At 69.2% G+C, this 24,629-nt stretch carries 17 protein-coding genes; 15 read left to right on the forward strand and 2 right to left on the reverse strand.

All coding sequences use genetic code 11. The annotated features are described in order from the left end of the window. The first annotated feature begins 337 nt into the window (after positions 1–337). From G6O54_RS30850 to G6O54_RS30870, 5 genes are all read left to right on the forward strand, one after another. Positions 338–1,348 (forward strand): substrate-binding domain-containing protein, encoded by a 1,011-nt coding sequence (locus tag G6O54_RS30850; protein WP_165232519.1) that lies wholly within the window; start codon positions 338–340, stop codon positions 1,346–1,348. A 97-nt stretch (positions 1,349–1,445) separates the two neighbouring features. Next, positions 1,446–3,530: a sodium:solute symporter family transporter gene (locus G6O54_RS30855; RefSeq protein ID WP_165232522.1), complete on the forward strand. Its 2,085-nt coding sequence runs from the start codon at positions 1,446–1,448 to the stop codon at positions 3,528–3,530. Positions 3,531–3,540: 10 nt separating this feature from the next. Then, positions 3,541–3,792 carry a hypothetical protein gene (locus tag G6O54_RS30860; protein ID WP_165232525.1) on the forward strand — a complete coding sequence of 84 codons (252 nt, stop codon included), beginning with the start codon at positions 3,541–3,543 and terminating at the stop codon, positions 3,790–3,792. Positions 3,793–4,175: 383 nt separating this feature from the next. After that, a complete protein-coding gene (locus G6O54_RS30865) occupies positions 4,176–5,717 on the forward strand; it encodes an oligosaccharide flippase family protein (RefSeq protein WP_165232528.1) in 1,542 nt (513 codons plus the stop codon). A gap of 69 nt (positions 5,718–5,786) precedes the next feature. Next, on the forward strand, positions 5,787–7,115 hold the full coding sequence (locus G6O54_RS30870) for a glycosyltransferase family 4 protein (RefSeq protein WP_250847175.1): 1,329 nt from the start codon (positions 5,787–5,789) through the stop codon (positions 7,113–7,115). Between the two features lie 72 nt (positions 7,116–7,187). Here G6O54_RS30870 and G6O54_RS30875 read toward each other — a convergent pair whose 3' ends face one another. Then, complete coding sequence (locus G6O54_RS30875; protein WP_165232531.1) at positions 7,188–9,224, reverse strand: HEAT repeat domain-containing protein; 2,037 nt, start codon at positions 9,222–9,224, stop codon at positions 7,188–7,190. 56 nt (positions 9,225–9,280) lie between these two features. Beyond that, on the reverse strand, positions 9,281–10,492 hold the full coding sequence (locus G6O54_RS30880) for a Gfo/Idh/MocA family protein (RefSeq protein ID WP_165232534.1): 1,212 nt from the start codon (positions 10,490–10,492) through the stop codon (positions 9,281–9,283). 126 nt (positions 10,493–10,618) lie between these two features. Between G6O54_RS30880 and G6O54_RS30885 the strand changes: the two genes are divergently transcribed. From G6O54_RS30885 to leuD, 10 genes are all read left to right on the forward strand, one after another. After that, the gene (locus G6O54_RS30885) at positions 10,619–10,831 is read left to right on the forward strand and encodes a hypothetical protein (protein ID WP_165232537.1); all 213 of its coding nucleotides are present in this window, start codon (positions 10,619–10,621) and stop codon (positions 10,829–10,831) included. A gap of 118 nt (positions 10,832–10,949) precedes the next feature. Next, on the forward strand, positions 10,950–12,083 hold the full coding sequence (locus G6O54_RS30890; RefSeq protein WP_165232540.1) for a TIGR03032 family protein: 1,134 nt from the start codon (positions 10,950–10,952) through the stop codon (positions 12,081–12,083). A 50-nt stretch (positions 12,084–12,133) separates the two neighbouring features. Next, positions 12,134–16,723 (forward strand): choice-of-anchor Q domain-containing protein, encoded by a 4,590-nt coding sequence (locus tag G6O54_RS30895; RefSeq protein ID WP_165232543.1) that lies wholly within the window; start codon positions 12,134–12,136, stop codon positions 16,721–16,723. A 142-nt stretch (positions 16,724–16,865) separates the two neighbouring features. Then, positions 16,866–17,576 (forward strand): hypothetical protein, encoded by a 711-nt coding sequence (locus G6O54_RS30900; protein WP_165232546.1) that lies wholly within the window; start codon positions 16,866–16,868, stop codon positions 17,574–17,576. 89 nt (positions 17,577–17,665) lie between these two features. Continuing rightward, the gene (locus G6O54_RS30905) at positions 17,666–18,763 is read left to right on the forward strand and encodes a DHH family phosphoesterase (RefSeq protein WP_165232549.1); all 1,098 of its coding nucleotides are present in this window, start codon (positions 17,666–17,668) and stop codon (positions 18,761–18,763) included. A 292-nt stretch (positions 18,764–19,055) separates the two neighbouring features. Further along, positions 19,056–20,117, forward strand: a complete 1,062-nt coding sequence (locus G6O54_RS30910) for a DUF1559 domain-containing protein (protein ID WP_165232552.1) — start codon at positions 19,056–19,058, stop codon at positions 20,115–20,117. A 262-nt stretch (positions 20,118–20,379) separates the two neighbouring features. Then, positions 20,380–21,111, forward strand: coding sequence for a lipoyl(octanoyl) transferase LipB (gene lipB / locus G6O54_RS30915; RefSeq protein WP_165232555.1), 732 nt, complete (start codon positions 20,380–20,382; stop codon positions 21,109–21,111). Beyond that, entirely contained in the window at positions 21,086–22,048 is a 963-nt protein-coding gene (gene lipA / locus G6O54_RS30920; protein ID WP_165232559.1) for a lipoyl synthase, read from the forward strand. The genes lipB and lipA overlap by 26 nt, the downstream gene beginning before the upstream one ends. Before the next feature lie 76 nt (positions 22,049–22,124). Beyond that, the gene (gene leuC, locus G6O54_RS30925; protein WP_165232562.1) at positions 22,125–23,531 is read left to right on the forward strand and encodes a 3-isopropylmalate dehydratase large subunit; all 1,407 of its coding nucleotides are present in this window, start codon (positions 22,125–22,127) and stop codon (positions 23,529–23,531) included. 171 nt (positions 23,532–23,702) lie between these two features. After that, positions 23,703–24,374, forward strand: coding sequence for a 3-isopropylmalate dehydratase small subunit (gene leuD, locus G6O54_RS30930; RefSeq protein WP_165232565.1), 672 nt, complete (start codon positions 23,703–23,705; stop codon positions 24,372–24,374). Positions 24,375–24,629: the final 255 nt, after the last annotated feature.

Below are 24,629 nucleotides of genomic sequence, written 5' to 3' on the forward strand. Positions count from 1 at the left end.
TCGCCCCAAGGTTCAGGCCGCCGACGCGTTCGGCCGGTCCGAGCCACTGTTTGTGACTCGTCCCGGCCGTTGTTTCGTGGCCCTTTTGTGCTTGGGACAGGGGTAATACTACAGGGACCTTCGCCGGAGGTCAACAACCCACCGGGGAATTTCTCGAGAGGGCGTCCGGGCCACGATTCGGGGCGATATCCTGATTGTTGATCCTGTTGATCGACGGCCGTCGCGGAGCGTCGTCTGCGATCGGCGGCCCGCTTCCGGGGCGGCGATCGCGGGCCGTTCTCCACCCTCCTACACCTCCGTGGAGTCTCCGATGGGCGGGACAGCCGGGCGAGGTCTGATGCGTGCTGTCTGCATCCTGGCCGCGTTGCTGGCCTCCTGCGGGGGACCACGGGGCTCGTCCGGGGTGGCGGGGCGGGTCCACCTGATCGGCTTCGACGCCGGCGAGGAGTTGATCCGGGGGCTGGCGGAGCATCGGCTCGGCGGGCTGGTCGTCCAGGATCCCTACCGGATGGGCCAGCTCGGGGTGGCGACCCTGGTTGCTCACCTGGAGAAGCGTGCGGTCGAGCCGCGGATCCTGACCGACGCGACGATGGTCACTCCCTCCAACGTCGCGGATCCGAAGATCCGGGCGCTCGTCGAGCCGGCGAAGGCCCCCAGGGCGCAGGGGAGCCTGGCGGGGGCGAAGACGCGGCGGTGGCGGATCGCGATGATTCCCAAGGGGACGGAGCAGGACTACTGGCGGACGATCCACGCGGGGGCGCTCGAGGCGGAGCGGGCGGCCGGCGACGTGGAGGTGGTCTGGCAGGGGCCGGCGGGCGAGACGGACCGGTTCGAGCAGCTCCAGTTCGTACAGGAGGCGGTGGCGGCGGGGGTGGACGGGATCGTCCTGGCGCCGCTCGATGCGCGGGCGATGGCCCGGCCCGTGGAGATGGTCGCGTCCAAGGGGATCCCGGTGGTGATCGTCGACTCGGGGCTGGAATCGACCAGCCCGATCAGCTTCATCTCGACGGACAACCACAAGGGTGGAGTGCTGGCCGCCCGCCGCATGGGAGAGCTGCTGGGCGGGCGGGGGAAGGTGGTCCTGCTCCGCTACAAGGTGGGCTCGGAGAGCACCGAGGAGCGGGAGCGCGGGTTCCTGGAGACGCTCGCGGCCGAGTTCCCGCGGATCTCGGTCCTCTCCGACGCGGAGCACGCCGGGCCGACCGCGGGGGAGGCGTGGCGGAAGGTCGAGGCGCTGCTCGAACGATTCGCCGGTCAGATCGACGGGATCTTCTGCGTCAACGAGTCGAGCACGGTCGGGGCGATGGCCGCCCTGGAGGCGGCCGGGGTGCTGGCGAGGGAACGCTAGGGATCTCCCGTAGCGGTGCCACCGGTGCATTGACAACGACTCGCGCGTCCCCGAGATTAGGGCGACACCGTCCAATCCGACGAGGGAGTGCGAGCCCATGACGACGTGCCTGGTGATCGCGGCCGGCGAGGCCCCGCTGATCAAGATCGGCCCCCTGGACATCGTGATCATCGCGATCTACTTCATCGTGGTGCTCGGGATCGGCGTGTACTTGAAAAAGTACGTGAGCTCGGGAGAGGACTTCTTCATGGCCGGGCGGAAGATGACCGCCTGGGTGGCCGGGCTGAGCTTCATCTCCGCCAACCTGAGCTCGCTGGAGACGATGGGCTGGTCGGCGATGGCCTACCAGTACGGGATGCTCGGGGCGCACGCCTACCTGATCGGTGCGATCCCGGCGATCCTCTTCCTGGCGATCGTCATGATGCCCTTCTATTACATCTGCAAGACGCACAGCGTGCCGGGCTACCTGATGCTCCGCTACGGGACCGGGGCCAGCGCCCTGGCCGGGATCTCGTTCGCGCTCCTGACGGTGCTGGTCAGCGGCGCCAGCATGTTCGCGATGGCCAAGATCCTCCACCTGTTGCTGGGCTGGAACATGACGCTCAGCATCTGGGTGTCGTCGCTGACGGTGGCGGTCTACGTGACGCTGGGGGGGCTGATTTCGGCGGTCTTCAACGAGGTCCTCCAGTACTTCCTGATCTGGTTCGGCTCGCTCCTGATCCCGATCCTGGGCCTGATCGACGCCGGGGGCTGGGACGGGATGATGGCGCGGATCCAGAAGAACGTGCCGCTGATCCACCCCACCGTGGGGAACGCCGACTTCCGGAGCCTCTGGCGGAACCTGGGCTCGTTCGACTCCAATCCGATGGGGATCGACTGGTTCGGGATGGTCTTCGGCCTGGGCCTGGCGGTCAGCTTCGGCTACTGGTGCACGGACTTCCTCCAGGTCCAGCGGGTGATCGTGGCCAAGGACCTCCGCTCGGCTCAGAACGGGACAATCATCGGCGCGGTGCTGAAGATGCTGGTGCCGATCATCGTGACGGTCCCCGGGCTGCTCGGCCTGGCGGTCCTGCTCAACGGCGACGGCTCGCCGGTCCTGCTGGTCTCGGAGACCGACCCGCGGGCCAACATCACCCACCACACGTTCAACGACGTGCTGCCGCTGCTGATGGGCAAGTACCTGGGCCCGGGGCTGCTCGGCCTGGGCGTGACGGCGATGATCGCGGGCTTCATGTCGGGGATGGCGGGCAACGTGAGCGCCTTCGCCACCGTCTGGACGTACGACGTCTACCGGCCGCTCATCAACAAGAAGGCGAGCGACGCCCACTACCTGAGCATGGGGCGATGGTGCTCGCTCTTGGGCGTCCTGATGTCGATCGGCACGGCCTACGCGCTCTTCTACTTCTCGAACATCCTGGAGTTCCTCCAGGTGCTGATCTTCTTCTTCATCGTGCCGCTGTTCGGGGTGGTGATCCTGGGCATGCTCTGGAAGCGCGCGACCCCGACCGCGGCGTTCGTCGCCTTCCTGACGGCCATGATCTTCTCGCTCGGGATGTGGGTCTTCGTGCACACGTTCCCGGCCGGCTATCGTCCCCCTCCCCGGGCTCTGATCGATCCCGACGCCGTGGTCCGCGTCGAGACCGAGAAGGGCGGCAAGTCGGAGCGGATCACCCGGGTCTTCGTCGACAAGGGGACGGTGCACACGACGAACGTCGCGCTCTCGGAATCGGGCGGCGAGCGGATGATCCCGGCCCGGGTCGGCGAGGGAGGCCAGGCGACAGACGTCGGCGTCCTGGCCCCCGAGCGGAAGGACAAGTTCGGCATCCAGGGGGTTCCGGTCGTGCTCGCGTCCGCGGTCACGGTGGATGCGAAGGAGGTGAGCCAGGGCTTCAACCCGGCCCAGTTCAACCCGGACCACGTGAAGTACATCGCCCGGTCCGACAAGGCCAAGCCGATGGCGGTGAACGTCTACAGCGCCTTCTGGACCCTGGTGGTCTGCGTGGTGGTGCTCGTCGCCGTGACCCCGTTCACGACGCCGAAGCCCGACAACGAGCTCCAGGACCTGGTCATGGGCCTGACGGTCGTCCCCGACGAGGGCCCCTGCCCCTGGTACAAGCATCCCTATCTCTGGGCGGCGATCGTCGGGACCGTCCTCGTGGCCGTCAACGTGATCTTCTGGTGAGAGGCCGACCATGCATGATGAGACCGAGGTCCCGATCTGGTTCTTCATCGGGTGCCTGCTGCTGATCTACGGGGTGCTGATCTTCGGCGCCGGCATCTATGCGCTGGCCGCACCGCCCCCCGAGGACCAGCGTGTGGCGCTCTATTCCCTCCATGCCGACATCTGGTGGGGTGCATTCATGGTTGCGGTCGGGGCCTTCTACTGCCTTCGCTACCATCCCTACAAGGCGAAGCCCAACGCGGGCATCGAGGCGCTGGAATGAGGGCTGGACGGGGCGACGGCCGGCGGGAGGGTTCGGCGTCGGGGCGAGCTCGCGTCGAAGCTCCGATTGACACACTTCTGGCACCCCAATAGGATGCGCCCGCCGTCGAGGAGCGGAGCTCCCGGCGTGGCGCCGGATATTCCGCCGGCGATCGAAGTCCGTGGAGGGGGAGCGGTTGCTATAGGGAGGGCGCGATCCCGCCCGGGGTAGACGGTGGGAGAATCGTCACCATTTCCCCGACAAGCAGATGTTCCGCCGGGGGACGCAGTCCGAGGTCATGCGGTTCCGCGGGGCAAGCCGATAGGGCCAGGTAGCGTCATCTCGTGGTCCTCGTGGCACGCGCCGTCGTGTCCTGATTATCGCGCAAGGAAGTGCACGCTCGCATGGCCAGTCCAACACTCCTCAAGCGCAGAAGGCACGGAACGGCGAGGCGCCCCCGGCCCGCCATCCCGTCCAGCCCGGTCGTCGATGGCCGGGCGGGAATGGCCGCCGGCCGCAGGATTGCCTCGAATTTCGCCTTCCTGAGCCTGGCGGAGCTGGTCTGCCGCGGGACATCGGTCGTGGTCACGCTTTCCCTGACCCAGCGGCTGGGCAAGGAAGGGTACGGCCGGATCGAGTTCGCCTTCAACATCGTCTTCTGGCTGGTCCTGCTGATCCGGGACAGCAGCGACGTGATGGCGGCGCGGGAGCTGTCGCGGCATCCTCGCCTGATCAAGCCGCTCGTGGACAACGTGCTGGCGATCAAGGGCTTGCTGTCGCTCTTCCTGTTCGCCGGCCTGGCGATCGCGGGCGCCCTGAGCCTCAAGGACGCCGGGGACTGGCAGATTCTGGCTCTTTATGGCCTGATGCTTTTCACCACGGCGAGCGGCCTGGATTTCGTCTACCGAGGGACGGAATGCATGGGCTTGCTGGCGGTCTCGCTCTCGCTGCGGACGTCGATCTACGCGATCGGCGTGCTGGCGTGGGTGCGAAATCCCTCGCAGATCCTCTGGGTCCCGGCCTGGCTGGCGATCGGAGAGGCCTCCGGAATTGCGCTGGTCTGGCTGCACTACCTCAAGACCTATCGCCTGCCCCGGCCGAGGCTGGGGCTGCGGTTCGTCGGGCTGATCCTCCAGCGTGGGCGGACGGTCTGCCTGATCCAGCTTTCCCAGGCGGTGATCAGCACGGCGGATTTCCTGGTGGTGGGGCTGCTGAGCACGTCCTCGGACCTGGGGTTGTACGCGGCGCCGCACCGGCTGGTCACCGCGATCCTGACGTTCGGGCTGATCTTCCAGCAGGCGATGTTCCCGACGCTGTCGAAGCTCTGGCTCTGGAGGCAGACGGCCTGCGTCGGCCGGACCGCGCTGGACCTCCTGGTGGAGATCCAGGTCACCGTGCTGATGCCGGTCGCGGTCGGGGCGACGATCCTGGCGGAACCGATCGTCCGCGCCCTCTTCCCGGCGGATTTCGCGGGGGCGGGCCTGCTGCTGGCGATCGGCATCTGGCGGGCGCCGCTGCTGATCCTGGCGTTCCTCTACCAGACGGCCCTGATCGCGCTCAATCGAGAGATCGTGGGGGTGCGTTCGCTCCTGCTGGCGGCGATGGGGATCGGGCCCCTGGTGGTGCTGATGGAGCTGAGCTTCGGGCTGCCGGGTGCGATCGCCGCGGTGCTCCTGCTGGGCCTGGCCCTGGTGGCCGGGGGATACGCCAGCCTGGCGAGGGAGGGCCGGCAGCCGGCCTGGCATCACCACCTGGCCCGGCCCGCGGCCGCCTCGCTGGCCATGGTCCCGGCCTGCATGGCCTTGCGGAATCATCACGTGAGTCTTTCTATACTTTGCGGTGCCGTGACGTACGCGGCGGTCTGGATCGCGCTGGGGGGGCTGGGCCGGATGGAGGTCTGGCGGCTGGCCTTCCGGTCGCTCCCGTCGAGGCGTCGATCGGCCTGACGCGGGCCCGCCGCCCGGCGTGGGGCGCCTCGCCTCGCGCACGTCCACCGAAGCGACAGGAGGTCGCCCTTGAAATTCTGCATGGTGACGACATTCTTCGGCGGGCACAGCTTCGGCGGCGACGCGGCCTACGTGGACCGGCTCACCCAGGCCCTCTGCCGCCGCGGGCACGAGGTGCACGTCTACTACTGCGTGGACGCGTTCAACGCCCTCCGCGGGGACCATCCGCTCCGCGAGTACACGCCTCCCGCGGGCCTGCACCTCCACCCGCTGGAGAGCGGGCTCGGGATCCTCTCGCCGCTGGCGACGCAGGCGACCGGGCTGCCGCTCCTGAAGTCGAGGGTGCTCCGCCGTGCGCTCGAGGATCCGGCCACGGACGTGGTCCACTTCCACAACATCTCTCTGGTCGGGGGGCCGGGGCTGCTGGCGATGGGGCACGGGTCGGGCGCCGTCCGGATCATGACCGCCCACGAGCACTGGCTGATTTGTCCCATGCATCTGCTCTGGAAATACGACCGGAAGCGATGCGACGGGCCGAGCTGCATCCGCTGCAGCCTGGCGGGCCGGAGGCCCCCCCAGGCCTGGCGGTACACGGGGGCGATCGGCCGCGGATTGAAGCGGCTCGACGCCCTGCTCTTCCCCTCGTCGCATGCGCTCGAGGAGCACCGGTCGCGCGGGATCGGCCGGGAGGTGCCGCTCGTCCACCTGCCCTACTTCCTGCCGGACGACTGGTCGCAGGGGATCGAGGACGAGGAGACGGCGGCGGCGGGCGAGCGCCCGTACCTCGCCGCGGCCGGGCGGCTGGTGGCGATGAAGGGATTTCAGCGACTGATCCCGATGATGCGCTACTTGCCGGAGGTGGACCTCCGGATCGCCGGGACCGGCCCCTACGAGTCGACCCTGAGGACGCTCGCGGCGGGCCTGCCCAACGTGCACTTCGAAGGGCTGCTCGGGGGCCCCAGGCTGGCGAGGCTCTTCCGGGGCGCGCGGGCGGTCGTGGTGCCCTCGCTCTTCCCGGAGACGTTCGGTTACGTGGTGCTCGAGGCGTTCGCGGTCGGGACCCCGGTGATCGTGCACGAGGGGGGGGGCGCGTTGCAGGAGACCGGGGTCCTGAGCGGCGGCGGCCTCGGCTACCGGAGCGACGGCGAGCTGCTGCTGGCCATGCGGCGGATCGTCCACGACGACGCCCTCCGCAACGACCTGGCGGCGCGCGGCTACTCGCAGCGGATCGGCGAGTGGTCGGAGGGTGAGCACATCCACCGCTACTACGAGCTGATTCGCGCCCTCCGCGAGCCGGCGCGGGGCGACGTCTATCGGCCCCACGGCGTCCGGGCCGCGCGGCGGGCCGGGGCGCGTCGGCTGGCGGCCGGATGGAACGGCAAGGGACGGGAAGACTGAGCGGGCCGAGGGCCGACATCTGGGTCCCTCGGCCCGGCATCCGTCGATGCGTGCGGGGCCCGGGGCGGTCCCCTACGGCCTGGACTTGAAGCTGCGGGCGCGTTCGAGCAGGCTCTTGTCCTTGCTGACGGCGATCACCTTGTCGAGGAGCTTGTCGGCCTCGTCGCGATGGTTGTCGCGGAGTTCCTGGTGCTCGAGGAGGCCGACGACCGTGGCCACGGCCTGGGAGCGGAGCTTCGGCTCGTCCAGGTGGGCGGCGGCGAACCGGACCGCCGGGAAGGTGTGGATCTCGCGGGCGGCGGCGAGGACCCGGCGGCGATCCTCGTCCCGATCCGCCTGCTTGAACGCCCGCTCCAGGTAGCCGAGCCGCTCCCGGTTATCGAGGGGGCCCGGGCCGGCGATGACGCGGGCGAGGGCCTGGACGACGGCCCGCCTCAGCTCGGGGTTCTCGGCCTTCTCCGCCAGCTTGGCGACGTCCTCCGCGACCGAGGAATCGGGCCAATCGAGGAGCGCATGCTCCGCGGCCGTTCGGTGGTCCGCATCGGTGCCGAGCGCGGCCTCGCGGACGAGTGCCAGGGCCCCCGAGCCGCCGACGCGGCCGACCACGGCCAGGAGGCGAGCCCGGTCGCCCGGGGACGCCTTCCGATACGCAGCCAGCACGGCATCGGCCTTCCGAGCCTCGTCGGGGACGCGGTCGCAGATGGACGCCACGGCGCGGGCGGCCTCGTTCCGCTGGCCGTCGTCGGCGATCTTCGGGATCGCCGCCAGGATGGCGGGGAGGTCGTCGGGTGCGGCAACCTTCTCGAGCGCGGAGATCGCCGCTCGCCGGAGATTGGCATCGTCCCGCCCGAGGACGTCCAGGAACGTCGGCACCGCCGCCCCGGCGCGTCGGTTGCCGAGCACGTCCACGAGCTGGGTGCGGAGGTTCGCGTCGGTCGTCGAGCGGACCGTCTCGATCAGGGCGGCGTCGATGCCGTCGGCGAAGACCGACTCGAGGCTGCGGCGGGCGACGCCGGACGCGTCGACGCCGCCCTGGATGGCCTTGAGGAGGACCGGCACCGTCGAGGCGTCGCCGACTCCGCCGAGCGCGGCGAGGGCCGCGTCGCGGACGCTCGGATCGGAGCTGGAGGCGGCCGCCTTGACCGCGGGCAAGGCGCTGCGATCGCGTTTCGGCCCCAGGGCGCGGAGGAGTCGGACCTGGGCCTCGGGAGACAGGCCAGGCAGGCCGTCGGCGAGCTGCTTGATTCCGGCCTCGTTGACGTTGGCGACGAAGCCCGCGGCGATCGCGGCCTGCTTCGGGTCGCCCTGGCCAAGGATACCGAGGATCGTCGTGGCCGCGAGGTCTCCCGACGAACGGAGCACGGCCTCGAGTGCGACGAGCCCCGACTCCGGTCGTGTCTGGAGCGCGCTGGCGATCTTCGCGGCTTCCTCCACCTTGCCCGCGGACAGATCCTTGCCGGCGATCTTCGCGAGGGCATCCGCCGCCTCCCTCGCGACCGCCGGATCCGGGCCCAGTGCCGACTCAAGGACTTCCACGGTCTCCGGCGTCCCGATCCGGCCGAGGGCGTGGGCCGCCGCTCTCGCCTGGGGGCCGCGCGAGGTCTTCAGCTCGCGAGCCAGGGCCTGGATGCTCGCCGGCTCGGCTCGGAAGCCGAGGGCGTCGATCAGGGCAAGCTTCGCGGGTCCCGTCGCCTCCGCCATCGCGGCACGGAGCTTGTCGCCGGCCGCCGGCGCCGGGTTATTCGCGATCGCCCGGACGGCGGCATCGCGGACGAGCTTATCGGGATCGGCCAGGCACGCGGCGATCGCGTCCACGGACTCCTCGCGGCCGATCCGCTCGAGCTGCTTGAGGAGCCAGACCCTGACGGGAGCCCTGCCCTCGACGGGGAGTTTCGCCGCCATGAGGCGGCAGGCCTCGGCCCGCTCGCCTTCACGCCCGGGGGCACCGGCCGTCCAGCAGGCCCGCTGCCAGGCCTGCTGGGACTGCTCATTTTCCATGCCCGGCAGGAGCGATTCGAACGCCTTCGCCAGGTCCGGGCCGTCCGCCCTCGCGGCGCCCGCGAGCACGACGGCCGCGGCCAGCCCCGTGATCCATACTTGTGATTTCATGATTCGCTTTCCGTGATTCGTGGATGGAGTGGATCGCGCACGTCGCCGCGGCGGGCTCAGAGGGCCCAGGGCCCGCGCCTGGGGCGGTCGAGCCAGCGGTTGGCCTCGGGATCGCCGACGATCTGCTCGGCGACGGGATCCCACCTGAGGGGGCGGTTGAGCCAGTAGGCGATGTTGCCGAGGTGGCAGACCGTCGTCGTGCGGTGGGCGACCTCGATGTTGCGGAAGGGGAGCTCGCGGGTCTTCACGCAGTGGAGGAAGTCGCCGAAGATGCCCCCCTCGCCGCGGTAGCCCTCCATGTCCACGCGGGCGGTCGGGGTCCTGTGGCGGCCCGGGAGCGAACCCTCGGTCCCCTTGTAGGTGATGTCGCCGGTGCCGCCGTGGTACATCTTCGTGCCGTTGGCGAAGACGTAGGTGAGGAGCTTGTGGTCCTTGCCGTCGGGGGGGATGATCTCGACCGGGCCGGTCTTGTGGAGCCCGGCGGCGAACATCGCGGCGCCGAAGCGGTGGGCACCCCAGTCGGTCATGCCGCCGCCCGAGTAGTCGCGATAGGGCCGGAAGCCGCCGCTGATGAGGCTGTCGTGGAACGGCCGCCAGGGCGCCGGGCCGAGCCACATCTCCCAGTCCACGCCGGGAGGGACCGACTGCGGCTCGAGGTAGCAGTCGCCGGAGGGCCCCCAGCAATCGGCATAGATTTCCTTGATCTCGCCGAGCGCCCCGCCGCGGACCAGCCTGGGCCAGTCGCCGTAGTCGCCGAGCACCCGCTGGCTGCCGCCGGAGAAGACGCGGCCGTGACGCCCGACGGCGTCGGCCATGGCCCGGCCTTCCTTGATGGTCAGGCACTCGGGCTTCTCGCAGTAGATGTCCTTGCCGGCCTTGCAGGCGGCGATCGTGATCAGGGCGTGCCAGTGGTCGGGCGTGCCGATCAGGACGGCGTCGATGTCCGGGCGGTCGAGGACTTCGCGGAAGTCGTTGTAGTCCTTGCAGTCGCGGTTGTGATAGTGGTTGTTGACGATCCGCTGGGCGTTCTCGCGATGGCCGGCGACGACGTCGCAGGTGGCGACCATCTGGACCTGGGGGAACCCCAGGAAGCCCTGCATGTCGCCGGTCCCCTGCCCGCCGCAGCCGATCGTCGCCATGACGATCCGCTCGCTGGCCGGGGCCCGGCCGCCGGCCCCCAGGGCGGACGAGGTGATGATGTAAGGCATGGCGATCGCGGGGCCGGCCGTCCTGAGGAACTGGCGGCGGTTCGCCTGCGTCACGGGCATGGGAGTCCTCCTCGGTGGGACAGGGGTAGGGAGCTCGTCGAGCCCGGCGATGCACCAGGCGGAGGGTGGCCTGCACCCCTGGCCGCGGGCGCTTCGGTCGTTCGGGACGGCGGGATCGATACCCGCATGATCACTCCGCCGGCGCTCCGGCACAAGATTCCGCCCCATTTCGGCTCGCACACGGGGGGGCAATCGTCGATGGCGGCGCGCCGGAAGGCCCAAATCTCGACCGCGATGGTGACACCAAAGTGGTTTGGCGGTCAGGAATTAGGCCCGATCGCTCCGGTTTTTCCCGCGAGTTTTCCGGATTTTCTTTCCTTTTTCCGCCGGATTCCTTGATCATGTGCCGCGTGTGACAGGGACTTTATGAGACTTTCTCGCGGATCTCCAGCCCTCTCCGGTCCGCGGTTAGCTTTCGTTCCTCTATTATTGTTCCTGACGGTTGAGTACGGGCTGCATGACTATTCCCGACCCTCCTGGGCCGCCGACCGATCCGTCCCCGCCCCTCCGCGCCGTCCATTCGCGGGGATTCCCGGACCTCCTCCGACGGCTCGGCGCCTCGCTGCTGGTGACGACCTATCAGGCGGGGAAGATCGTCCTCGTCCGCGACGAGGGGGACCGGCTGAACACGCACTTCCGGAGCATGCAGGCCCCGATGGGGATGGCCGTCTCCGGCAATCGGCTGGCGGTGGGGACCTCGATCCAGGTCTGGGAGTTCGTGGACGTGCCGGCGGTCGCGGCCCGGCTCGAGCCGGCCGGGAGGCACGACGCGTGCTTCCTGCCGCGGTCGAGCCACGTGACGGGGAACATCCAGGTTCACGAGCTGGCCTGGTCGCGCGGGGACGAGCTCTGGGTGGTCAACACGCGATTCTCCTGCCTGTGCACGATCGACCCGTCGGCCAGCTTCACGCCCCGCTGGCGGCCGCCGTTCGTCTCGCAGTTGGAGCCGACGGACCGCTGTCATCTCAACGGCCTGGGGATGGTGGACGGCCTGCCGAGATACGTCACGGCGCTCGGGGAGACCGACACGCGGGGCGGCTGGCGAGAGAGGAAGGCGACCGGCGGCGTCCTCTGGGACATCCAGTCGGGCGAGGCGATCACCCGCGGCCTGTCGATGCCGCACTCCCCCCGCTGGCACGGCGGCCGGCTCTGGGTGTGCGAGTCCGGCGCCGGGACGCTCGGGACGGTGGACCTGGGGACGGGCCGGTACGCCGCGATCGCGGAGCTGCCGGGCTTCACCCGGGGGCTCGACTTCGCGGGGGACATCGCGTTCGTCGGGCTATCCCAGGTGCGCGAGAGCGCCGTGTTCAGCGGGATCCCGATCACCGAACGGCTCAAGCCCGAGGAGCGGAGCTGCGGCGTCTGCGCCATCGAGACGTCCACCGGCCGGGTCGTCGGCCTGCTCCGATTCGAATCGGGCGTCCAGGAGGTCTTCGCGGTGACGGTTCTGCCGGGCCGCCGCTTCCCGGACCTGATCAACGACGACCAGGAGCTGCTGAGCAATTCGTTCACCGTCCCGGATTCCGCACTCGCCGACGTGCCGGCCTCGCTCCGCCACCGCCCGGCGCCGGAGCCGCCCGTGAGAGTCTGACGGCCTGCCGCCCGTTACCACCCCGAGTACCCATCAACGAGTAACATCCGATGGCAACTTCGACCAAGCTCGCCGGTTTCTGGAGGACTCGCCGCACGGTCCGCCACCGCCGTCCCGTCCGGCCGGTGCTGGAGGCTCTCGAGCCGAAGCTGGTCCTCTCTTCCGGGTCCTCATTCCAGGCCGTCCCGGGGGCCGTGCCGGTGATGGTGATGGGGCCCGCGGGCAAGCCGATCCCGCTCTTCTCCACGTCCCCCACCGGCTACACGCCGCAGCAGATCCGCGCGGCCTACGGCATGGACACCGTCAGCTTCGCCGGCATCAAGGGGGACGGCGCGGGGCAGACGATCGCGATCATCGACGCGTACGACAACCCGAGCTTCGTGAGCTCGACCGACCCGGGCTACGCGAACAGCGCGCTGGCCGTCTTCAATCGGACGTTCGGCCTGCCCGACCCGCCGAGCTTCACCAAGGTGGACCAGTACGGCGGGACCGATCGCCTCCCGATCGCCTCGGTGGGGGCGGGATGGGGCGTGGAGATCGCGCTCGACGTCGAGTGGGCGCACGTCATGGCCCCGGCGGCGAACATCGTGCTCATCGAGTGCGACTACAGCGAGGAGGGCTTCTTCACCGCCCAGGCGACCGCGAGCAAGCTGGCGGACGTCGTGTCGATGAGCTACTCGCAGAGCGAGTATCCGGGCGAGAGCGGGGATCAGGACGGGTTCTTCAACGTCCCCGGCGTGACCTTCCTGGCCTCCACGGGCGACTACGGCGCCCCCGCCGGCTATCCCGCCTACTCGCCCTACGTCGTGGCCGTCGGGGGGACGACGCTCCAGAACCTCGACGCCGCGGGGACCTACCCGGGCATCGGCAAGGACGGCGAGATCGGCTGGAGCGGCAGCGGCGGCGGCGTCAGCCAGTACGAGCCCCTGCCCCCCTATCAGTCGTGGCTCAGGGACAGCGACGGCAACCCTTACCCGAGGCGTGCCGCCCCCGACATCTCGGCCGTGGCCGACCCCAATACCGGGGTGCCGATCTACGACCCGTTCGACTTCGGCGTCGACGAGCCGTGGCTCCAGATCGGCGGCACCAGCCTCTCCGCGCCGCTGATGGCGGGCCTGGTCGCCGTCGTCGACCAGGGCCGCGAGCTCCGGGGCGGGTCGCCGTTCAGCTCGACGGAGACGCTCACGGCGCTCTACGACCTCGCGTCGGACCCCGTCACCTATCAGGACGACTTCCACGACATCCTCTACGGCAGCAACGGCTATGACGCGGGCGTGGGCTATGACCTGGTCACGGGCCTCGGTTCGCCCAACGGCAGCAAGCTCATCCCCGACCTGGCCGCCTACGGGCTGGGCGCCCAGGCGACGCTGGTCTCACTCGCCGTCACGCCGGCCGATCCCTCGCTCGGCCTGGGGCTGACCGAGCAGTTCCGCGCGATCGGCACGTTCGACAGCGGCCTGACCATGGACCTCACCGGGTCGGTGACGTGGGACTCCTCGGACCCCTCGGTGGCCACCATCGACGGCTTCGGGATCGCCGCGGCGGTCTCGCCGGGCACGACGGTCATCACCGCTTCCTTGCTGGGCATCACCAGCCCCGATGACACCCTGACCGTGCTGTCGCTGGTCTCGATCGCGTTGAAGCCGAGCAACCCGCTCGTCCCCGTCTACCTCAGCCAGCAGTTCACCGCGACCGCCACCTATGCGGACGGCTCCACGGGCGACGTTACGAGCGTCGTCGACTGGGAGTCGTCGGACACGACGGTGGCGACGATCGACGCCTCCGGCCTGGCGACGGCCCTGGACTACGGCACCACGGTGATCACCGCCTCGCTCGGCGGCGTGACCAGCCCCGACGACATCCTGACCGGCGTGGATCCGAGCTTCGTCGTCGACACGACCGTCGACCTGGTGGACTACTCCGACGGCTTGACCAGCCTCAGGGAAGCCATCCTGGCGGCCAATGTCTACGCCGATGAGACCGTCACGTTCGATCCGGGCGTCTTCGCCTCGCACCTGGTCATCACGCTGATGCTGGGCCAGCTCAAGTTGAGCAACACGACCGGAGTCGAGTCGATCGTCGCCCCGGATGCCGGCGTGACGATCGATGCCCGGAACCTGACCCGGGTCCTCGACATCGACTCGGGGGTCACGGCGTCGATCACCGGGCTGACGATCACGGGGGGCGACGCCTACTACGGCGGCGGCATCCGGGACGAGGGCGCGGCGACGCTCATCGATTGCATCATCAGCGGGAATTCCGCCGCCCTCGGCGGCGGCGTCGCCGCGGTCTACGGGTCGTCGTCGCTGGAGTTGATCGGCTCCACCGTCTCCGGCAACCTGGCCTGGACGACCGGCGGCGGACTCCTGAGCATCCTCAGCAAGACGAGCCTCTCCGGGTCCGACTTCGAGTCGAACGTCAGCTATGGCACGGGCGGCGCGATCACCGCGCTGACCGCGGGCGATCCCATGACGATCGACGAGTGCGTCATCTCGGGGAACGTCTCGATCTACGGCGGCGGCGGGGTCTACGCGATCGGCTTCGGGTCGTTCTCCTCGAGCCTCTCGATCTCGAACTCGTCGATCGAGGGCAACACGGCCTACTATTCCTCCGGCGGCGGGATCTTCGCCTACGGGCTCGATCTCTCGCTGACGAATTGCAGCGTCAGCGGGAATCAGGCGGGCTACTACGGAGGCGGGCTCTATCTGTTCTACGGCACGGCGGAGATCTCGGACACCTCGATCTCCGGTAACACGGCGGGATCCACCGGCGGGGGCATCGACGCCTTCCTCGAGGACCTCACGATGGAGGATTGCGACCTCAGCGGGAACACGGCCTTCTACAACGGTGGCGGGCTCGAGGTCGCCTACGGATCGGCGTCGCTGACGGGTTGCACGATCTCCGAGAACGCCACCTACTACGGCTGGGGCGGCGGCATCCGGGAGGCGGGCAGCAGCCTCGAGTTGACGGACTGCACCGTCAGCGGCAACGTCTCGTATTTCGGCACCGGGGGCGGCATCGAGGCCGACAACGGATCCATCACCTTGAAGGGCACGGACCTGACGGACAACCGCGCACCGGCCGGGGGCGGGCTGTACGCCTACTACTCGTCCGTGGAGCTGGACGATTGCACGGTCAGTGGGAACGTGGCGCACCGGGGGGCCGGCATCTACAGCTATGTCAGCGGGATGACCCTGACGGATTGCACCGTGAGCGGGAACATCGCGACCTTCTTCGGCGGCGGCGTCCTGAGCTTCGCCAGCTCCCTGGAGATATCCGGCAGCGCCATCACCGGCAATTACGCCGGGTATTACGGGGGAGGCGTCATCGGCCTCTACTCCACGCTCGACCTGGTGAACTGCACGGTCGCCGAGAACTCTTCTGGCGCGGCCGGCGGCGGCCTCTGGATCGATGGCGGCGATGCCACGCTGACCAACGTGACGGTGGCGGCGAACTCCTCCGGCGACGCCGCCGGCCTGTATGTCGCCGGCGGGACGCCGACGCTGATCAACACCATCGTGGCCGGTAACACCGGCTCGGGGGGCGCCAGCGATATCTCGGGGAGCGTCGTCGGCAATAACAACCTCATCGGCACCGGGGGCTCCGGCGGGCTCGTCGACGGCACCGATGGGAACATCGTCGGCGTCGCCGACGCCCTGCTCGCCCCGCTCGGCGACTACGGCGGGCCGACCGAGACCATGCCCCTGCTGCCGGGCAGCCTCGCCATCGACGCCGGCACCGACGGCGCGGGGATTCCGGACACCGACCAGCGCGGCGAGGGGCGGGTCGGCGGGGTGGACATCGGCGCCTTCGAGAGCCAGGGCTTCACGATCACGATCGTCTCCGGCAGCCCGCAGTCCGCGGTGGTGGGCACGCAGTTCACCGACGGCCTGACGGTGACCGTCACGGCGAAGAACTCGGTCGAGCCGGTGGACGGAGGGGTCGTCTCGTTCGCGGCGAATCCCTCCGGCGGCGCCTCCGCGACTCTTTCCGCCAGCTCCTCGGTCATCTCCGGGGGCGAGGCCGTCGTGACCGCGACCGCCAACGGCGTCGCGGGATCGTACACGGTCTCGGCCTCGGCCAGCGGGGCCTCGGGCGTCCTGTTCAGCCTCCAGAATGCGAAGGCGAGCATCGTCGCCACCTCCGTCGCCTGGGGGACCGGCGGCACCGCGGAGCTGGTCACCGCCGCCGACGGCCTGAGGCTCCTGCCGACCGGGCGCAAGACGGATATCCCGTGGTACGGACTCAAGGTCTTCACCCTCACCCTGGACGGCGTGACGAGCCTCTCGGCAAGTAACATCAGCCTCGTCGGCGTGAAGGGAGGGGCCTATGGGTTCACGTTCAGCCTGTCGGGCTCGACGTTGACGATCACGCTCAACTCGGCCATCACCCAGGCTGACCGGATCACCCTGACGATCAGCTCGCACGACGTGGCGACCTTCACCCGGAGGCTCGACGTCCTTCCCGGTGACGCCAATGATGACGGGATCGTCAACAGCCTGGACGCGGTTGCCGTCCGCAACGGCATGCTCGGTTCCGTCGTCATCCCGCTGATCTTCCTGGACATCAACGGTGACGGCGTCGTCGACATCAACGACTACAACCTCTCCCGGCAGAAGATCGGCACCAAGCTCCCGTGAGCCGGTCCGGCTTCGCGGGCGAGCCCGGAGGCCGGATTTGGTCCGGCCTCACGCCCTCCCCCTCGTGGTAGAATGACGCGACAGGTCGGCGGGAGGCCGCCGGTTCCGGGTCGAGGGGAGGATTGCCGCGGGGGCGACTCGGTTGTCAGCTCGGATCTTGCTCGGGATCTTCGACGCGATCTACGGGGCGGCCTTGCTCGCCTGGATGGGGGGGCTGGCCGTCTCGCTCGTCGCGACCTACGTCCGTTCGCAGGGCCGTGCGGCGGGGGGCGATCCGGGGCGATTCGCGTGGGCACAGCCGCGCCGGGTCCACACCTGGGGGGCCATCGCGGGGGCGGTCGCGCTGCCGGCATTCGTCGCCGTCCCGCTCGGCTATCCGGAGATCCGTGGGCCGAGGATTGCCGTCCAGTCGATGGTCATCCTGGGCGGGATCCTGGCGATGATGTACGTGGCGAATCTACCCGCCCCGGCCGAACAGGACCGGCGGATCGCCCGCCTGGACCTGCTGGTGATCCTGGCCCTCTGCGGCCTGCTCGCGGCATTCGCGACCCGAGCTTCCCCCGGTTCCCGAGGCCTCGTGGAGCTCTCGCCGGCGGACCGGGTGCGGTACGACCAGGAGCTCGATCGGATCATCAAGGGACTCGAGATCAAGTACGGTCTCCGCGCGGGGGCAGCCGGGCCGGCCGACGATCCGGGGCGGTCGGGCCACCTCGTCGAGGAGGCGACGATTCGGGAACTCGAGTCGTACTACCGAGAGAAGCAACGGCGCGACCTGGAGCGGTCGCGCGGGGGTCCGGGGGCAATCCGTGCGGAGGGGCCCCGAGGACCGACTGGTCAACCGGAGGGTGATTGACGTAAACTCGCCGTGACCGCGATGCATCCCGCGAACCAGGCGGGGGCTTCGCTCCCGGCGGTTCCCCGGCATCCGGAAGTCCTCTCGCGATGACCGATCCCGAGCCCGACGCAGCCGTGAAGTCGAGAGACCTCCAGGACCAGCCCGCCCGGGTCGTCCGATCGGAGCGCCTGCTGGCGGTCCTCGGGCCGTTCCGAAGGGTCGCGATCGTCTCCCACGTCAATCCCGACCCCGACTCGCTGGCGAGCATGCTGGGGCTCCGGGCGCTCATCGAGCAGGCCCAGCCGGACAAGCCGGTCCTGCTCACCGTGGAGGGGATGATCGCCCGGGCGGAGAACCGGGCGATGGTCGACCTGATCCCGATCCCGCTGATCCCGGTCGGATCGGTCACCATGGATCCCGAGACGGCCATCATCATGGTCGACAGCCAGCCCAGGACCGGGCGCCGGGAGAGCGAGGAGACGTCCCCCCAGGTGGTCATCGATCACCACGAGACCGGGGGGGACCTCACCGGCGTCCTCTTCCGCGACATCCGGACGCACATGGGCGCGACCAGCACGATGGTCACCGGCTACCTGATCGAGCAGAAGGTGCTCGTCTCCCCGGAGCTCGCCACGGCCCTGCTCTACGGGATCGAGTCCGAGACGACCGGCTACCCGCGCGAGGCCAGCAGCCTGGATGACGGGGCGCTCGTCTGGCTCTATCCGCGCGCGAACAAGGACCTGCTGGCACGGATCCGCAATCCGAAGCTCCCGCAGAGCCACTTCGCCACCTTCCAGCATGCCCTCTCCAACGCCTTCCTCTACCGGGACGTGATCGTGAGTTGGTGCGGCGAGGTCACGCAGCCGGACATCATCGCGGAGATCGCCGATTTCTTCATCCGCTTCGATCGAGTCGACTGGGCGCTGGCCATCGGCCTCTTCGAGGGACATCTGAAACTCTCGCTCCGGGCCGCCGGCCTCGGGGACCGGGCGGGAGAGGTCCTTCGAGGGGTCGTGGAGGGGATGGGGAGCGCCGGCGGCCACGACAAGCGGGCCGGCGGGATGATCTCCCAGGAATGCAAAGATCCCGAGACCATCGACCGCCTGATGAGGACGCTCCGCCGAAGGTTGCTGGAACGGCTGGAGATCGACGAGCATCAGGGCCAGCGACTCCTGAACGCCTGCCCCGAGATCCCCGCCCCATGACGGCGCGACGGCCGATTTCCGCTCGCGCCGCACATCTCGCAATCCGATATGAAGTCCCGGGATGCGGCTCGAGACATCTCGCCTCACGCATCGAACCATGATGCGGGATAATCCTCCGGATGTCTGGAACGTGCCCTGCGACGAGACTATATTCAAGACCTGAGGTGACGCTCCCGCTCCTCCTCTCCCGGGAGTCATGGATCCGTTACTTGGGGTCGGGGTGCGTTCACTCGATCCCCCGAGGGTCCGTCGGCACCCGCCCGACGACCTCTCCTCTCCGCGAGCCCTCGCAATGACCCGAGTCCATCGAGCCGGCTTCACCCTGATCGAGCTGCTCGTGGTGATGATGATCCTCGCCATCATGATCGCGCTGCTCCTGCCCGCCGTGCAGGCGGCTCGCGAGGCGGCTCGCCGCATCCAGTGCACGAACAACCTCAAGCAGCTCGGGCTCGGCGTCCACCAGTACGAGGGACAGTCGGGCTGCCTGCCCCCGGCGCTGCTCTTGAAGGGGAAGCCGGCCGGCATCGAATGGGTGGGAGACTGGGGGGTCAACGCCCGAATCCTGAATTTCCTGGAGCAGGGCGTTCTCTATAATGCGATCAACTTCAATTTTCCCCACGCGGATCCGTCGAACCTCACCGTCACGTCTCAGGTGATCAGCTCCTTCATCTGCCCGAGCGACGTCTCGCCCTGGTCGGTGACGGCGGGGGCGACGACGACAGCCGTGACGACCTACGGTTGGTCGATGGGTGACTGGTACGTGTGGGGAGGGTTCGGGAGTTATCCGACGCGATCGGCCTTCGCGACGAACAGGAATCGGCGGCTGGCGGAATTCGCCGACGGCCTGTCGAGCACGTTGCTGGCCAGCGAGGTCCGAGCCGGTCAGCCCTCGATCTCTGGCCTGAGCTCCCTCGCCCTGTTCAACAATCCGTCGAAGCCGCTGGAAGTGAACATCCCCCCGGCGGCCGTGCTGCCGGTCGTCACGGATGGGAGCGTATTAACCCTCTCCGTCGGTCACGCCGACTGGGCCAACGGCAGCGTCCTTCACAGCGGGGTGACGACCGCCTGGGGGCCGAATACGAAGGTCATCCCGCCGGCTGGCGGGGGGCGAGGCTCCGGAGGCTCGAACGCGAGCAGCTTCACGGGTGTGGATCTCGACTTGATGGGCATCCCGGAGGCGGCCGGCGGCCCCACCTACGGTGCGATCACGAGCCGCAGCTATCATCCCGGCGGGGTGAACCTCCTCCTCGGCGACGGCAGCGTCCGGTTCGTCAAGGAGACGATCGTCGGTACGATCTGGCGGTCGCTGGGGACCGTCTCCTCGGGCGACTTCCTCAGCGGCGACGCGTATTGAGCCTGGCCGCACCCGCGCCCCGGCGCCCGCCCGCCGGGTCGACGCCCCCTTCGCCTGCTCGCCACGCCGGCCTCGCACTTGCCGGTTTCCGCATAATGGTTGTAGAGTGAATCGGCCCGCGAGCCCGCCGATGCCCCAGCGAACATCGGCCCGGGACACGGGAGCAGGGTGTCCGCGCGACGCGATGTCGCCATGCCCTGCCTCGTCACTCGAGAGACAGCGACCGAAACGACGTGTTCATCGTCGGGGGGATCGTTTCCTGATGCAGCCGCCCTCCGCGACGTCGATGCAGGTTCATCTCCTGGGGCTTTCGGACTTCCTCGAGGTCCAGGCCCTGCAACGGCGGATGGTCTACGACCTCGGCGAGCGGGGCGGGGCGTCCCTGATACTCTGCGAGCACCCGCCGACGATCAGCGTGGGCCGGTCCGGCAGCCGGTCCCACATCATCCCCGACGACGAGACGCTGCGGGCCCTTGGGGTCCGCGTCCACTGGGTCAATCGGGGGGGCGATTGCGTGCTCCACCTGCCAGGCCAGCTCGTCGCCTACCTGGCCTATCCCCTGAACCATGGGGGGCTGACGCCTGTCGGTTACGTGGATCGACTTCACGAGGTGATCCTCGGCGTGCTCCGGGAATTCGACCTGGAGGGCGTGACTCGGGCCGGCTGGCCCGGGATCTTCCTGGGCCGGGCTCGCGTGGCCGCGGTTGGCGTGGCCGTGAGCCGCTGGATCGCCTATCATGGATTCTCCATCAACGTGGGGCCGTCGCTCGACCCGTTCAGCCTGATCGAGGAACCGGGCCCGGACTCGGCCCCCATCCGCCAGACGTCGATGGAGTCTCGCCGTCAGCGTCCCGCCCCGATGCACCGGGTGAGAGAGGCGGTCATCCGCCACGTCGGACGTGTCCTCGACCTGCAGGAATACCATGTTCATGCGGGCCATCCCCTGATCCGCCGCAAGGTCCTGTCCCATGCCTACGCTCCCAGTCCTGGATGAGATCCCCGGCCGAGGTGACGAACCGCCGACACGCCCCCGACGGCTTCCCCCCTGGCTGAAGCGGCCGATCCCCTCTTCCGGCGGCACCTACTTCACCGACCGCCTCGTGTCCGAGCTGGGGCTCGAGACCATCTGCGAGAGCGCCCGCTGCCCCAACCGGTCGGAGTGCTGGACCCGCCGGACGGCCACGTTCATGATCCTGGGCGAGACCTGCACCCGCCCGTGCGGCTTCTGCGCCGTGAAGCGAGGCAAGCCCGAGGCGGTGGCGGCCGACGAGCCCGACCGCGTCGCCGAGGCCTGCGCCCGGCTCGGCCTCCGGCACGTCGTCATCACGTCCGTCACCCGCGACGACCTCCCCGACGGCGGCGCCGATCACTTCCGCCGCTGCGTCCTGGCGGTCCGGGAGCGGACCGGGGCCACCATCGAGGTCCTCACCCCGGACTTCGACGGGCGGCCGGACTGCATCGACATCGTCCTCCAGGCCAAGCCCGAGCTCTTCAACCACAACCTGGAGACGGTCGCCCGGCTCCAGCAGTTCGTCCGCCGCAAGAGCCAGTACGCGGTCAGCCTGGCGGTCATCCGCCACGTCAAGGACGTCAGCCCGGAGACGAAGACCAAGAGCGGCCTGATGCTGGGCCTCGGCGAGACCACCGAGGAGATCCTCGAGACCCTGGCCGATCTCCGCGCCAACGGCTGCGACCTGATCACCATGGGCCAGTATCTCCAGCCCTCGGCCCGACACCTGCCGGTCGTCCGGTATCTCCCGCCCGAGGAGTTCGACCGCCTCGGCGCCATCGCCCGGTCGCTCGGCTTCGCCGACGTCGCCTCCGGCCCGTTCGTCCGCTCGAGCTACCACGCCGACGAGATGGCCCGCGGCGGCGAGGACGAGCCTGCCTTCCCGTCCTCGCCGATCATGCCCGGGCTCGCCCCCGCCTGATCGCCGTCGACCGCCCGGCACAATCCACCCTCCCCGACTCGCACAGGCTCTCCACGATTTGTAAAGGTTAGCGGTCATGCCAGAGACGCTTTTCCAGAAGGTATGGAACCGACACGTGGTGACCTCCACCGACGAGGCCACCCTGCTCTACATCGATCGCCACCTGGTCCACGAGGTCACCAGCCCGCAGGCGTTCGACGGCCTCCGCCTCGCCCATCGCAGGGCCCGCCGGCCCGACCTCACGTTCGCGACGGTCGACCATAACGTCCCGACCGAGAACCAGCTCGACATCCGCGACCCGCTCTCGCGACGCCAGGTGGAGACCCTCCGCGCCAACTGCGAGGAGTTCGGCGTCACGCTCTACGACATCAAGAGCGGCCGGCAGGGGATCGTCCACGTCATCGGGCCGGAGCTCGGCCTGACGCTCCCCGGGACCACGATCGTCTGCGGCGATAGCCACACCAGCACCCACGGCGCCTTCGGCGCGCTCGCCTTCGGCATCGGCACCAGCGAGGTGGAGCACGTCCTGGCCACCCAGACCCTCTGGCAGGGGAGGCGCCCGCCGTCGCTCGGGATCGAGGTGACGGGCACGCTGCCGGCCGGGCTCGAGCCCAAGGACATCATCCTGGCGGTCATCCGGGCCATCGGCACCGGGGGCGGTACGGGACACGTCATCGAGTACTACGGGCCGGCGATCTCCGCCCTCTCGATGGAAGGCCGGCTGACCGTCTGCAACATGTCCATCGAGGCGGGCGCCCGCGCCGGCCTGATCGCGCCGGATGATACGACGATCGAGTACATCGCCGGCACCGATCGCCAGTTCGCCCCGAAGGGCAAGGCGCTCGACGCCGCCATCGCCGACTGGAAGACGCTGAGGACCGATGACCCGTCGTCCTTCGACGCCCACGTCCGGATCCATGCCTCCGACCTCGTCCCCCAGGTGACCTGGGGCACGACCCCGGCGATGACCGTGGACGTGACGGGCCGCCTCCCCGAGCTTCGCGACCTGCCGACGGCCGCCCGCGACGACGCGCAGCGGGCCTTCGAGTACATGGGGCTTCAGCCGGGCACGGCCGTCGATCAGATCCCGGTGGACATCGTCTTCATCGGCTCGTGCACCAACGGCCGGATCGAGGACCTCCGCTCCGCCGCGAAGGTCTTCCGGGGCCGGCACGTCGCGCCGGGCGTCCGGGCACTCGTCGTCCCCGGCAGCGAGCAGGTCCGCCTCCAGGCCGAGACCGAGGGACTGGACCGCGTCTTTTCCGAGGCCGGCGCCGAGTGGCGCGAGGCCGGGTGCAGCATGTGCCTGGCGATGAACCCGGACCGCCTCCAGCCCGGCCAGCGCGCCGCCAGCACCAGCAACCGCAACTTCGAGGGCCGACAGGGCCCCGGCGGCCGGACCCACCTGGTCAGCCCCTCCATGGCCGCCGCCGCCGCCGTGACGGGCCGGTTCACCGACGTCCGGGCACTGCTCGCTCGCTGAGAGCTTCCGGGGCGTCCCTCGCCTCCCCCCTTCCCCGCATGACCAGGGCCGAGGCGCCCCGGTCCCCTCCCCCCACCGTGGGGGAGGGTTAGGGAGAGGGGGCGACCGGCCGCGACAATTCACTCGAACACAACGACAAACAACGGCACTCCCCTACAGAGATCTCTCCTCATGGAACCCTTCATCACCCACCGCGGCCGGGTCGCCGTCCTGAACTGGACCGACGTGAACACCGACCTGATCATCCCGGCCCGCTACCTGAAGCGGATCGAGCGCACGGGCTACGGCAAGCTCCTCTTCGCCGACAAACGCTACGTCCCCGGCGGAGCCCCGCCGATCGACGACCCGGATGCCCACGGCCCTGATACCCCGGACTTCCCGCTCAACGATCCCGCGCTGAAGGGCGCGACGGTCCTCGTCGCCGGCCGCAACTTCGGCTGCGGATCCAGCCGCGAGCACGCCGTCTGGGCGATCGCCCAGGCCGGGTATCGCGCCGTGATCGCCCCCGGCAAGGGGGAGGGATTCGCCGACATCTTCGAGGGCAACGCCTACAACAACGGCCTGCTCCCGATCGAGCTCGACCCGGTCGACTGGCAGCAGATCGCCGACGCGGGACTCGCCTCCTCGGCCACCGAGGTCACGATCGACCTGAAGGAGCGCGTCATCACCCTCCACCGCGCCGACGGCGTCACCGCCGCCATCCCCTTCGACGTCCCCGAAGCCCAGCGTCACCGCCTGCTCAACGGCCTCGACTTCATCGCCGAGACCCTCGAGCACGCCCCGGCCATCCGCCGCCACGAGGAGGCTATGTCGGGCTGGATCACGCCGTCGACGACGGCGTGACTATCTGTTGCATCGAGGTCGTTGGACAATCTCACGGCATGGGGTTAGTCCATGGTTGATGAACAAGTCCTATTCAATCGAGGCGATGTCGTGGTCACACCGACTCGCTTCATGGTGGGGTCGAAGACTTATGCCATTAGGAACATCGTCTCGACGCGTGGACTTGTAGAACGGCCAGGTTGCATCGGAGTACTCTTGCGCAAGACTCCCATCTATCGCGTGGTGCTCACGACTGCTGCAGGGGAGTTATCGGCC

This window comes from Aquisphaera insulae, from assembly GCF_011064615.1.
Taxonomy (GTDB): domain Bacteria; phylum Planctomycetota; class Planctomycetia; order Isosphaerales; family Isosphaeraceae; genus Aquisphaera; species Aquisphaera insulae.

Bases quoted from the DNA above. Each gene is read 5' to 3' on its own strand.
- G6O54_RS30850 (WP_165232519.1), top strand. From the start codon at position 338: ATGCGTGCTGTCTGCATCCTGGCCGCGTTGCTGGCCTCCTGCGGGGGA.
- G6O54_RS30855 (WP_165232522.1), top strand. From the start codon at position 1,446: ATGACGACGTGCCTGGTGATCGCGGCCGGCGAGGCCCCGCTGATCAAG.
- G6O54_RS30860 (WP_165232525.1), top strand. From the start codon at position 3,541: ATGCATGATGAGACCGAGGTCCCGATCTGGTTCTTCATCGGGTGCCTG.
- G6O54_RS30865 (WP_165232528.1), top strand. From the start codon at position 4,176: ATGGCCAGTCCAACACTCCTCAAGCGCAGAAGGCACGGAACGGCGAGG.
- G6O54_RS30875 (WP_165232531.1), bottom strand. From the start codon at position 9,224: ATGAAATCACAAGTATGGATCACGGGGCTGGCCGCGGCCGTCGTGCTC.
- G6O54_RS30880 (WP_165232534.1), bottom strand. From the start codon at position 10,492: ATGCCCGTGACGCAGGCGAACCGCCGCCAGTTCCTCAGGACGGCCGGC.
- G6O54_RS30885 (WP_165232537.1), top strand. From the start codon at position 10,619: ATGATCACTCCGCCGGCGCTCCGGCACAAGATTCCGCCCCATTTCGGC.
- G6O54_RS30890 (WP_165232540.1), top strand. From the start codon at position 10,950: ATGACTATTCCCGACCCTCCTGGGCCGCCGACCGATCCGTCCCCGCCC.
- G6O54_RS30895 (WP_165232543.1), top strand. From the start codon at position 12,134: ATGGCAACTTCGACCAAGCTCGCCGGTTTCTGGAGGACTCGCCGCACG.
- G6O54_RS30905 (WP_165232549.1), top strand. From the start codon at position 17,666: ATGACCGATCCCGAGCCCGACGCAGCCGTGAAGTCGAGAGACCTCCAG.
- G6O54_RS30910 (WP_165232552.1), top strand. From the start codon at position 19,056: ATGACCCGAGTCCATCGAGCCGGCTTCACCCTGATCGAGCTGCTCGTG.
- lipB (WP_165232555.1), top strand. From the start codon at position 20,380: ATGCAGCCGCCCTCCGCGACGTCGATGCAGGTTCATCTCCTGGGGCTT.
- lipA (WP_165232559.1), top strand. From the start codon at position 21,086: ATGCCTACGCTCCCAGTCCTGGATGAGATCCCCGGCCGAGGTGACGAA.
- leuC (WP_165232562.1), top strand. From the start codon at position 22,125: ATGCCAGAGACGCTTTTCCAGAAGGTATGGAACCGACACGTGGTGACC.
- leuD (WP_165232565.1), top strand. From the start codon at position 23,703: ATGGAACCCTTCATCACCCACCGCGGCCGGGTCGCCGTCCTGAACTGG.